A 10790-nucleotide genomic window follows, 5' to 3' on the forward strand; every position below is an offset into this window, starting at 1 on the left:
CCACCCCCGCCACTCGCCTGAACGAGCACCGCACGCTGGTGCCGTTCGCTTACATCGAACCCGGCACGCCTGCCACCACCTACACCTCCACATTCACGGTCAAGGATTCCAGCGGCAACATCGAGGGCGCGCAGATCGACCTCAACGGCTCCATCCTGCGCACCGATTCCAGCGGGCAGGCTGTGTTCAACCTGCGCAACGGCGAGTACCCCTACAAGGTGACTGCCGACGGCTACCGCAAGCAGACCGGCACCGTGACCATCAGCAGCGGCGCGCAGTCCCCCACCATCACGCTGGTAAAGACTGGCGGTTAAGGAGGTTCGCCCTATGACTATCCTGAACGCGCTGAAAGCCCTGTACAACAAAGTCACCAGTAAGACCGCCTCCGGCGGTTCCATTGGGGCCGTAGTGCAGGAACTGGCCGATAACTGGCCGGAGGGCGGCGGTTCGACGGTCGTTATTGACAGCACACTGTCCAAGAGCGGGCAGGCTGCTGACGCCAAAGCCACCGGCGACGCGCTGAACGGCAAGGCCCCCACGGCCCACACCCACACGGCCAGTCAGATCACCGACCTGCCCGCGGCCCCGGGCAACGCCACGACGGCCACGGCCGGACTCGTTAAACAGGCGGCGGCCGTGGCAGATGCCGCCGGCGAAACCCCTACGAAGGCCGAGTTTGACACCTTGCTGGCAGCCCTGCGGGCGGCCGGCATCGTGGCCAATAACTGAAAGGCGGGTTGGATATGTATGCGGATTATGCCTACTATACGGGGACCTACTGCGGCACCCTGATCCAGGAAGCCCAGTGGCCGGCAGCCTACCGCGCGGCAGATGCTTACCTGGACCTGGCAACTTTCGGCAGGCTGCGGCGCGGCTGGCCTGTGGATGACGACGTCCGCATGGCCGCCTGCGCCGCGGCCGAAGCCGCCTGCCGCTACCAAGCCGCGCAGGCCGAGCGCAAGCCCGGCTTGTCCGGCTTCACCAACGACGGCTACAGTGAGACCTACGCGGGCGCCGCGGCTGACCTTGCCGCCGGGCAGAAAGCCGAGATGGCGGCTGCGGTGGATCTGTACCTGCCGCGCAGCCATCCGCTGCGCTATGCGGGAGGGGATCACTATGCGGGGCTGTGACCGTACCGTTACCCTCTACCACCGCACCTACAACCCCGCCAGCCGCTCAGACATATGGAGCCGGACGGTCTACCCCGCCGCCAGCTGGTACGGCGCCCAGGCTGCCACCGTCAGCGACAACGGCCTGCTGACTGCCGACGCCTACACGGTGCGGATCGCCACAAGCGACGAGATCACCGCCGCTCCCGGCGATGTCCTGGTACTGGGCGAGGTCACGGACACCGTCACCGGCAGTGCGGCCCTGACCGGCAAATACCATGGTCGGTGCTTTGTGGTGACCCACGTGCAGGACAACCGCCGGGGCGTGCGCAGCGTCTGGCACTGGAAGATTGAGGGAAAGTAATGGCAAAGCGGTTCAAAATCGAAACGCCCCGGGGCAGCCTGGTCCAGCTCCATTTCAAGAACGGCAAGGTCTCTTGCCGTTTGACCTGGAATCCCGGGTTTGGCACACAGCGTTCGGCAAAATTTCAGGATGTGCAGAGCTTTGTGGATTCCGAGGTTTTGCGCTACTGCGGGCCGTATGTGCCTTTCCAGACCGGCATGCTCATGCGTTCCGGCGACCTGGGCACCGTGATCGGTTCCGGCGAGGTCAGCTACATCGCGCCCTACGCACACCGCCTTTACTACGGTGTGAACTTCCACTTTGATACCAACGCCCACCCCAGCGCGGGGGCCAAATGGTTCGAGCGCGCCATGATCGACCACAAGGCGGACATCCTGCGCGGGGCGGCCGTACGGGCCGGAGGAAAAGCCCATGGAGTATAACAGCATCGCCGAGGCGCTGCACACCTACCTGCTGACCTGCCCCCTGCTGGGGGATCATCCGCTGGGGGTGGACTGGCTGCCGGACAAAAGCGTGGCGTTCAGCATCGACACCACAGCGGCAGCAGCCTGCGGCAATATGAGTTCGTGTTGCGCAGCGTGGCGGACTATGGCGCCGACATTCTGCAAAACCTTGCAAACAGCACCCTGTACGAGCAGCTGTCCGCCTGGTTCGAGGAACAGACCCGGAAACGGAACTTCCCCGACCTGGGGCCGGGGCGCACCGTACAGAGCATTGAGGCACAGAGCACCGGCTACCTGATGACCGCCGCCCCCGACGTGGGGCGGTACCAGATCCAGTGCCGGATGATCTACTACGAGAAAGGAACAAGAAGATGAAACTGTCTGAACTGATGAACGGTGTGACGCCGAACGCCGAATTCGAGGGTATAGTCACCGCTGGCGACATGGTGCTGGCCATTGGCTTTACCGGCGCAGCGTCTACCCCGGCGGACTATATCGTGGCCGACGGCGGCGTGACCGAGCAGAGCGGTGCACTGGAGGCCACCACCGCCGAGAGCACCTACCTGCGCAGCGGTACCACCGAAACCAAGACCGGCACCAAGCGTACCTTTACGGTAGCGGGTGACCGAATGGCGGCAGACCCCTTTCAGGAAGCGCTGCTGGCCCACGCCATTAAGTATGGCACCGGCCAGTCCGTGATCAAAAAGTATGTGTACATGTGTATGCTGACGGGCAAGGGTGAGCAGGGCTCTCTGAGCATCGCGGTGGAAGATGATCAGGGCGGCGAAGCCGGGGGCAACGCAACCTGGAGCGCGACTCTCACCGCTGTGGGTACGCCGACGGAATACACTTACAGCCCCGCCTCCATGCAGGCCAGCCAGACAACGGAAATGGCGGCCACCTCTACGGAAGGGGCCCCTGCACAGAGCAGCAAGGCGGCTGAATCCAAAACCACCCAGACTGCCAAGCAGTAAATCTCCAAGGCGGACCACACGGTCCGCCTTTTCATGTGGCTTATAGCAATCGCGCCGGGGCAGTACCGGCGGGCCGCACACTCGCAAGGAGGATATTGTAATGCTTACCGTGCTTGGAAAAGAAATCGACTTCGATGTGACGTCCCCCGCTGATATGCAGCGGTATCTGGACGCAGAAGCCGCGATGCAGAAAGCTGCGGCGTCACTACCGCCCGACCCCAATCCCGCCGCCATGGCGACGATGAAGGGGCTGCAGGCATACCAGGACTATCTGGCCGCACAGTGCAAGCTGCTGACCGATTTTATCGACGCTGCCTTTGGCGACGGGACCTGCAACGCACTGCTCGGCCCCAAAACCAGCCTGTCCACCCTGCTGGACGTAATGGATGCCCTGCGTGACGCCATTACCAATCAGGGTGCCCAGTATGCACAGCGTCTGGCAGCTTACAAACCCAACCGTGCCACCCGGCGCAAGGCATCGAAATGACCTGCCTGCTGCTGGAGGATGGTCTGCCTGAGACCATCGACGGAGTTGCGATTTACCCGGATTACCGCAACATGGTCAGGTTCGAGCAGATCCTCGACGATGACGGCCTGACCGATGTACAAAAGACCGTTCTGGGCGTCTCGCAGCTGTTTGACGAACTGCCGCCAGATGGTTTTGAACGCGCCGTGGACCGGTTGCAATGGTTTTACAGCCGTGGAAAGGCCATGCCTTCGGAAGGCACGCAACAGAGTGGGAAAAAGGCTGTGCGCGCCTACGATCTCACGTATGACGCATCCTGCATCTACGCCGCATTCCGACAGGCGTACCAGATCGACCTGACGGAAATCTCTTACCTGCACTGGTGGGCGTTTCTGGCTCTGCTGGAAAACCTGCCGGACAGCACGGCCATGGCCCAGCGGATGCAGCTGCGCGCCATGGATGTGAGCAAGGTCAAAGACAAAAAGATGCAGGAACACTATAAGGCGCTACAGAAACAGGTAGCTCTCCCTGCCAAGGCTGTGGTGCGCCCGCAGAAGGTGGAGAGTTTGGCCGAGCGGATCAAACGCAGATACGCAGAAGCTGAGGCCGAAATGGAAAGGAGGCGGTTGCATGGCGTATGATGGTTCGATCAGCTTTGATACTGCGGTAGATACCAGCGGATTTTCCGACGGTACGGGTGATATCAACAAACAATTTGAAACCATCCGCAAGGGCGCGGAGGCTGCTGCTGACGGACTTAGTAAAGTGCCCGAAAAACTGGATCAGACCAGCAGCAGCGCCAGCCGTCTGTCGGATATCGTCAAAGGTGGCGGGGCCCTCAAGATCATCCAAAAGGGCGTAGACGCCGTCACGGCTTCGCTGGATTCGGCTATCAACCGATACGATACCATGAACCGCTTCCCCATGATGCTCCAGCAGATGGGATACGGTGCGGAAGAAGCGCAGGCAGCGGTACAGAAACTCTCCAGCGGGATTCAAGGCCTTCCGACCACGCTTGACAGTGTTGTATCTACATCGCAGCGCCTTACAGTGCTGACGGGGAATCTGGACGGAGCGGTGGACACCACACTGGCCTTGAACAATGCCTTTTTGGCGTCGGGTAGTTCCAGTGATGGAGCCGCCCGCGGGCTTGAACAATATGTACAGGCCCTGAGCCGTGGCAAATTCGAGATGGAGGAATGGAAAACCCTGCAGGAAACCATGGGTTTGGGCCTCAACAAGGTAGCTGAGAGTTTTGGCTTTGTGGGAGAAAGTGCTCAGACAGACCTGTACAATGCACTGAAAGAAGGCGATATCACCTTCAGCCAGTTCAACAATCGTCTTATCCAGCTGAACAGTGGTGTAGGCGGCTTTGCTGAATTGGCTCAGACCTCCAGTGTTGGCATCAAAACGGCATGGACCAACATGGGGACGGCTATGGTGCGCGGCACCACAACTATGGTAGAAGCCTTGGACAAAGGCCTCTCCAGGACTAAGTTTGAAAGCATCCAAAACGTCATCGAAACGACGGGTGACGTTATCGAAAATTCTATGGATCTGGCTGCACCAGCCATTGAGCTGGTGGCCTCCCATTCGGATATTCTTGTTGCCTCACTGGGGGCGCTGACTGTTGCCTATGGAGCCAATCAGGCAGTTAAAGCTTTCTCCACTGCTCAGGAGGCCGCATCTGCCGCCATGCAGGTAGCCAATGCTACCGGACATCTGCTTACCCCCACATTGAATGCAAAAGCCGCCGCAGAAGCCCGCGCGGCAGCCGTCGCGAAACTGGGTACCGCTGCCACGGAGAAGCAAATCTTGACGGAGATGGCAGCCAACGGCGTTATCACTGCCAAAACTTTTGCTTTGGGTGGGATGACCACCGGAATGGGACTGGCCACTGTGGCAAGTGGACTTCTTACGGCAGCCACCACAGCGCTGAGTACCGCATTCAATGTACTGCTCGGTCCTGTTGGTTTGGCCGTGCTGGCCTTCGGAGCGATCTCTGCAGGCGCCGTAGCGGTGTACAACGCCGTCACAGCCGAGTCTGATGCCTTTGAGGAACAATCCGGTATCCTTGACAATTTAGCCAGTGCTCAGGAAGATCTGGCCACCAGCGAGGAAAGCAACGCCAAGGCCTCCAAGGATAACATCAAATCTATCCGGGCCAGTGCAGACGCCGCAGGCGAGTTGGCGAAAGAGCTCGGAGATCTTTCTTCCATAGAAAACAAGTCCGCCAGCCAGAAACAGCGGATGAGCGATCTTGTCGAGGAACTTAATGATCAGTACGCAGACCTGTGCCTGAGTTACGACGAGGAAGCCGACCTGTTATCTATGAATACGGAGCAGCTTCAGGCATACATCGGGGCCCAGCAGACAATGGAGGAAGCTGCTGCCCTACAGGAGCGGTACAACGAACTGTTGGAGGAAGAATCCACCATTCGCCAGAATACTGCAGAGTTGGAAGCCCAACAAAGCGAATGGGCCACCCAACTTGAACAGAAGATGATGTCTCAGTCCGAATATAACGAACTGATGCAACAATCTTCTGAAACACTGGCAGCCTATTCTGCTCAGGAGCAGGAGCTGGCAGACAAACGGGCAGCCATCAATACTGAGATGGCTGCACTGGATACTGCCACCGCACAGACAGTAATCAGTAACGCACAAGCCCAGCAGGAGGCCACTCAGGCTGCCGCTGAAGCGGAAGAGGCCGAAATGGAGCGCCGCAAGGAGGCTCTGCAGAGCTACACCGAGGCTGCGACCAACATGTTTGACACCATCGAGACTGAGAGTGAACTGACCACACAGCAGATGATCGAAAACATGCAGGCCAACACAGAAGCGGTATCTACTTGGGCTGACAACCTGAAGACTCTCGCAGAACGAGGTCTGGATCAGGGGCTCCTGCAGGAGCTAAGGGATGCCGGACCGGAATCAGCTGCTACTGTAGCTGAATTGGTCACGGCTACCGATGAACAGCTGCAACAGCTGAGCGAAACCTGGCGTGCCGGAGGAGAAGCGTCGGCCAAGGCATTTTCCACAGCTTTCGGTCTGCCCGAAGTAACGAACTCAGGAAGTCAGATGGTAACCACAATGGCTGAGGGCGTCACCAACAACACCGCCTTGACCGATGCCACCATCCAAATGATCAACAGTGCGGTCACGTCTGCAAAGCCAAAGGCACTTTCCGGTGGTCAGGAAATTGGCAGACAGATGGACAACGGTATTGTGGCGGGTGTTATTGCCGGTCGTTCTGCAGTAATCAATGCCATAGTTCAGACCGTGCGAGATGCGATTGCAGCGGCGCGGGCAGAAGCTGAAATCAATTCCCCGTCTCGCGTGATGAGAGACCTGATCGGCATGAACATGATGAAGGGGTGGGCGATCGGCCTTGAGGAGGGGACTCCACTGGTCGAAGACAAAGCCTCTTCTGCTGTGATTGCCATGATGAAATCTGTAACTGCGGGACATTTGAACCCATCGCAGATCATAACCACTATGAGAGATGCTGTAGCCGCTAACCAAAGCCGCATTGCTGTGCCGCTTGCCATTTCTGCTGGGTCTACCAGTTCTCTCCCCATGGCACAGACCGTTATCAATATGACCAACACCTTCAATACCCATGACAGCCTGAGCGAAGCCGAACTTACGGATGAGACCGAAGCCATGGCCGAACGCATGCGGTGGAAGATCCCGTAAGGAGGTACCCAATGCAGACGATTCCCGAATATCTCTGCACCAATATGGACACCCAACAGAGCATCTACTTTTCCCCAGCCAGCGATTTTTGGGTTACCTCCATTTCAGGGGAAAACGGGCTGGACATTTCCTTCAAAGAGAGCCAAGCTACTGGTCAGATCGGCAAGACCATCAATACACGGTCTGTTGGCAGTAAAAGTATCACTGTTACCGGAGACATTCTAGGCGATTACGACGCCAATGAAAGACTGATCAACAGATTGATTGTGCCAGGGGTACCGATTCGATGGACAAAGATTTTGGGTACGGAACGCTGGTATCTGGACGGAGAGGCGCAGCGCCTCCCTGAAGTAGATGGAGAGCCCGGGCTGCTGCATTTCCAGTTCAAGCTCAAGTGTCCCTATCCCTACTGGCGTACCGAAGAAAGCCTCACCACCATGCTGGGCGGTCTGCAGCCCACATGGTTTCCCACACCGGTATCCACCTCCGGCAGCTGGTACATCAGCCAGTATAAGCAGGACCTGTACACCACCGTGGCCAACACCGGCAACACCGAGACCGACTTCACGTTGACTTTGCAGGCCCGGGCCAAGGTGCTCAACCCCATGCTGTGGCACAATGGAAAGCGTACCTTTATCCGCCTCAACAAAGAGATGCAGGCCGGAGAACGGGCAGTAATCTCCACCGCAGAGAACGACCGGGGCTGTACCTACTACGCTGCGGACGGTACTGCGCAGGATGGATTCCGATGGATGGATATCGACACCGACTGGTGGATGACACTGTCCCCCGGAGACAACGTACTGCGTCTGACGGCCGACGAAGGGCGGGAAAATATGACGGCGACCATCACGGCGCCCAAGGGGGTGGCAAGCGGTGTCTGAGGAAGCCATTGTAAAGCTCTACATCTACCACGGCACAGATCGGATCGGACTGGTCGAGAGCATCACCAGCCTGCAATGGATGCCCGCCTGGAATGATGTGGGCGAATTCAAGCTGGTATGTGCTCCTAGCGAAAAGAACCGGACAAGGCTCATCAAGTGGGCTACCCTGTACAATCCAGACACACCGCATCTTGCTGCGGTTATCACCGCAGTAAACACTGAGACCGACAAAATGACGGTGCGCGGGCAGTTCAGCCTGTGCCGGTTCAAGCAGCGGGTAGCCAAGGGCAGCCGGACCATCACCGATGCCACAGCGGGCCTCCTGGAGGTCTGCCGCACCAATCTGCGCGGCCTGCCCATCACCGTGCCGGAAAGCGCTGCTTTTACCGCTCCCTGCGAGGAAACGGTGGAGTGGACAGACTGCTGCAGCGCCATCGTACAGTTGGCCAAGGCAGGCGGTTTCGGCGTGCGGGTTCGGTTTGACAAGCTCACCGCCGCCGAAACGCTGGAACTGTATCAGGGAACCGACCGCAGCCGGCAAGGCAGCGAGAACTACCACGGATTCTTTGGTACCCGCATGCGAAACCTATCCTCCCCCGCTCTGGATGACGATGGAAGCGACTACGCCAATGTAATTCTTTGCGGCGGCGAAAAACCCACCGAGCAGGACAACTGGAAGCAACTGTTTCTGGAAGTCGGCGACACGACTTCCGCCGGCACCGACCGGCACGAGCTGTGGGTGGATGGCTCCAGCGTCACGCACCGGTACACCATCCAAAAAGCGGACGGTTCCACCGAGGAGGCAACCTACTCCGAGACCGAGTACAAAACCGCACTGACCAACTATGCCACAGCAGCTCTTTTGGACCATCTGGGAGGCCTGACCCTGAAGGCCACCGCTACAGACAAACTGCTGTGCTATGGTAAGGAATACGAGCTAGGGGACATCGTCCCTCTGCGGGTGCCGGAGCTGGGGCTTACTGCCAGCGCAAGAGTCAGCAGCGTTAAGCTGATCTACGAACAGACCGGGCGCTCTGTGCAACCTGTATTTGATAACATCACGCTGGGAGGCGATACCATTTGACCGAACTTCAATGCTGGCCGCTGGATGCCAAACTGTATACCAGTGTGGATCTCGGGGCCGCCTATGCTGCGCGCAGCCGCGGGCTGCTCACGGCGGATAGTTTTTCTGCGACTACCAACGGCGATAACACGGTGACCCTTTCCAAGGGTCTAGGGTGCATCCACCCGGATGAATTCTGGGCGGCTTTCCCATACACCAAAAACGACACGGTCCTGCAGTTTGAGGATGCGGACGGCGTCTATCCCCGCTGGGATGCCATCGTGCTGGGCTACGACAAAAACAACAATCAGGCCGGACTCTATGTACGTACTGGTTTGGCGGCGCAATCTCCTGCTCTGCCGGAGATGCGCCGGAATGCCGACTATGACGAAACGTTCTTGTATCGTATCACCCGCCCGGTAGGTGCCACCAAGATCGAGGCCGACCACATCGTGGATCTGCGGCTGGATCCAACCTACTGCGGCCTGATGCGGGACACCATCGACGCCATCGACACCAGCGTGATGCAGGCAGCAGCCGATGCATTTTTTACTAAGCTGGAGCAAGAGCTCTCGCAGATCAACGCTGGGACAGCAGCCATGCTGCGGGCGACCTATGACCCGCAGGGAAAAAACAAGGACATTTTTGCCGCCATCGCCGCCTGTGCTCCCCTGTATACCGCCACCTACCTGCTGGACGGTTGGACTGAGGCAGACGAGGACGCCAAGGGCCGGGGCTACAACTGGACGCAGACCGTACAGCTGGTACCAGACGATAACGATGCGCCGGCCGTCACTGCAGACAGTGTCTTTGTAACAACTGCCTCCTACCTGCCCACCGGTGTTGTCTCTACCGATGAGGTACTGGATGAGGCACTGTCGATCATAGATGGCGGATACACCACCAGTGGCGCCGACACGGTCACCACGCTGGTGGTAGAAAAACCCACGGCCGATATCCCCGTGCGGTGGGCCATCAGACCGGGGGTGATGTGATGGGATATGCACCGAAATCGGCAAGAGGCGCAAGCACAAAAGTTGTCGACATAGAGCGCACACCGTCTGGCACCTATCAGTTCTCGTTTAATGACGTGGACGGGTATGAGAAATTGACGGCCAAGAATTTCTCGATTTTGTCGCTTACAATGCGCACACACGCCGAGCATGGGCTCTATGGTCCGACGGAGATTACATCGTACGATAATCAGTCGGGTACTCTTAAACTAACCGGAACCCCCTATACATCATGTACAGGTGGAACATTTAGAATCACGTTTGGAAACATCGAATAGCAAGTGGAGGTTTGTAAAAAATGACGATTAGTCGATTATTTACCCCCCCCCCGAGGTTGTAGCGTAGCCTTGTACACTTTGCACAACACCGCGAAAGGTGGTGTTGTGTAATGGGAGAGGCACCGCGTAGCGCAAGAGGAAATACAAAGAAAGAGATCAAGCGCTTCATCCGATTAAAAACGCTGGACGTCGATAATAGCCATATCGAAGTTCGGCTGGATTTGGTAGAAAATGGGGCGGTAGTCGAAAGTAAAACTACCACGGGCGATTCAATTACTGTGGGGTTCCTGAGTCTGCATTACGGTAGTAGTCAGCAATGGCGACTTTCCTATGTTCCGGAAAAAGGAAGTGAGGATCACAAATGTAAATACCTTGAAAAGGGTATGACACTGTTTTCAATTCCATCTTCTGACGTTACAAGCGACAGCTGGCATTTTACATCTTGGATGGATCGCATCTACTACACAGAAAATGTAGACGTTAGTGAATGTACACTG

At 57.7% G+C, this 10790-nt stretch carries 14 protein-coding genes; all 14 read left to right on the forward strand.

Features of this window, described 5'->3' with window-relative positions; all coding sequences use genetic code 11:
* A partial coding sequence (locus tag Q0526_RS03550; protein WP_366522027.1) for a carboxypeptidase regulatory-like domain-containing protein occupies positions 1–314 on the forward strand: 314 nt, incomplete at its 5' end.
* Positions 315–327: 13 nt separating this feature from the next.
* Positions 328–729: a hypothetical protein gene (locus Q0526_RS03555; protein ID WP_298730910.1), complete on the forward strand. Its 402-nt coding sequence runs from the start codon at positions 328–330 to the stop codon at positions 727–729.
* A 14-nt stretch (positions 730–743) separates the two neighbouring features.
* Positions 744–1130: a hypothetical protein gene (locus Q0526_RS03560; protein ID WP_298730912.1), complete on the forward strand. Its 387-nt coding sequence runs from the start codon at positions 744–746 to the stop codon at positions 1128–1130.
* On the forward strand, positions 1117–1473 hold the full coding sequence (locus Q0526_RS03565) for a DUF6751 family protein (protein ID WP_298730914.1): 357 nt from the start codon (positions 1117–1119) through the stop codon (positions 1471–1473). The genes Q0526_RS03560 and Q0526_RS03565 overlap by 14 nt, the downstream gene beginning before the upstream one ends.
* Positions 1473–1895: a minor capsid protein gene (locus Q0526_RS03570; RefSeq protein WP_298730917.1), complete on the forward strand. Its 423-nt coding sequence runs from the start codon at positions 1473–1475 to the stop codon at positions 1893–1895. Before Q0526_RS03565 ends, Q0526_RS03570 begins: the two co-directional genes overlap by 1 nt.
* A 144-nt stretch (positions 1896–2039) precedes the next feature.
* Positions 2040–2291, forward strand: coding sequence for a hypothetical protein (locus tag Q0526_RS03575; protein ID WP_298730918.1), 252 nt, complete (start codon positions 2040–2042; stop codon positions 2289–2291).
* Positions 2288–2890, forward strand: a complete 603-nt coding sequence (locus Q0526_RS03580) for a hypothetical protein (protein WP_298730919.1) — start codon at positions 2288–2290, stop codon at positions 2888–2890. The genes Q0526_RS03575 and Q0526_RS03580 overlap by 4 nt, the downstream gene beginning before the upstream one ends.
* A gap of 100 nt (positions 2891–2990) precedes the next feature.
* A complete protein-coding gene (locus tag Q0526_RS03585; protein WP_298730920.1) occupies positions 2991–3377 on the forward strand; it encodes a DUF6673 family protein in 387 nt (128 codons plus the stop codon).
* On the forward strand, positions 3374–3997 hold the full coding sequence (locus Q0526_RS03590; protein WP_298730921.1) for a bacteriophage Gp15 family protein: 624 nt from the start codon (positions 3374–3376) through the stop codon (positions 3995–3997). Before Q0526_RS03585 ends, Q0526_RS03590 begins: the two co-directional genes overlap by 4 nt.
* Entirely contained in the window at positions 3987–7055 is a 3069-nt protein-coding gene (locus Q0526_RS03595; RefSeq protein ID WP_298730922.1) for a tape measure protein, read from the forward strand. The genes Q0526_RS03590 and Q0526_RS03595 overlap by 11 nt, the downstream gene beginning before the upstream one ends.
* A gap of 11 nt (positions 7056–7066) precedes the next feature.
* Complete coding sequence (locus tag Q0526_RS03600; protein WP_298730924.1) at positions 7067–7939, forward strand: phage tail domain-containing protein; 873 nt, start codon at positions 7067–7069, stop codon at positions 7937–7939.
* Complete coding sequence (locus Q0526_RS03605; protein WP_298730926.1) at positions 7932–9023, forward strand: hypothetical protein; 1092 nt, start codon at positions 7932–7934, stop codon at positions 9021–9023. Before Q0526_RS03600 ends, Q0526_RS03605 begins: the two co-directional genes overlap by 8 nt.
* On the forward strand, positions 9020–9997 hold the full coding sequence (locus Q0526_RS03610; protein ID WP_298730927.1) for a hypothetical protein: 978 nt from the start codon (positions 9020–9022) through the stop codon (positions 9995–9997). Before Q0526_RS03605 ends, Q0526_RS03610 begins: the two co-directional genes overlap by 4 nt.
* Before the next feature lie 406 nt (positions 9998–10403).
* A partial coding sequence (locus Q0526_RS03615) for a hypothetical protein (protein WP_298730929.1) occupies positions 10404–10790 on the forward strand: 387 nt, incomplete at its 3' end.

Source organism: uncultured Subdoligranulum sp., from assembly GCF_937890665.1.

What these genes read in the sequence shown, in the direction of transcription:
- Q0526_RS03555 (WP_298730910.1), top strand. Translation starts at nt 328, where the DNA reads ATGACTATCCTGAACGCGCTGAAAGCCCTGTACAACAAAGTCACCAGT.
- Q0526_RS03560 (WP_298730912.1), top strand. Translation starts at nt 744, where the DNA reads ATGTATGCGGATTATGCCTACTATACGGGGACCTACTGCGGCACCCTG.
- Q0526_RS03565 (WP_298730914.1), top strand. Translation starts at nt 1,117, where the DNA reads ATGCGGGGCTGTGACCGTACCGTTACCCTCTACCACCGCACCTACAAC.
- Q0526_RS03570 (WP_298730917.1), top strand. Translation starts at nt 1,473, where the DNA reads ATGGCAAAGCGGTTCAAAATCGAAACGCCCCGGGGCAGCCTGGTCCAG.
- Q0526_RS03580 (WP_298730919.1), top strand. Translation starts at nt 2,288, where the DNA reads ATGAAACTGTCTGAACTGATGAACGGTGTGACGCCGAACGCCGAATTC.
- Q0526_RS03585 (WP_298730920.1), top strand. Translation starts at nt 2,991, where the DNA reads ATGCTTACCGTGCTTGGAAAAGAAATCGACTTCGATGTGACGTCCCCC.
- Q0526_RS03590 (WP_298730921.1), top strand. Translation starts at nt 3,374, where the DNA reads ATGACCTGCCTGCTGCTGGAGGATGGTCTGCCTGAGACCATCGACGGA.
- Q0526_RS03595 (WP_298730922.1), top strand. Translation starts at nt 3,987, where the DNA reads ATGGCGTATGATGGTTCGATCAGCTTTGATACTGCGGTAGATACCAGC.
- Q0526_RS03600 (WP_298730924.1), top strand. Translation starts at nt 7,067, where the DNA reads ATGCAGACGATTCCCGAATATCTCTGCACCAATATGGACACCCAACAG.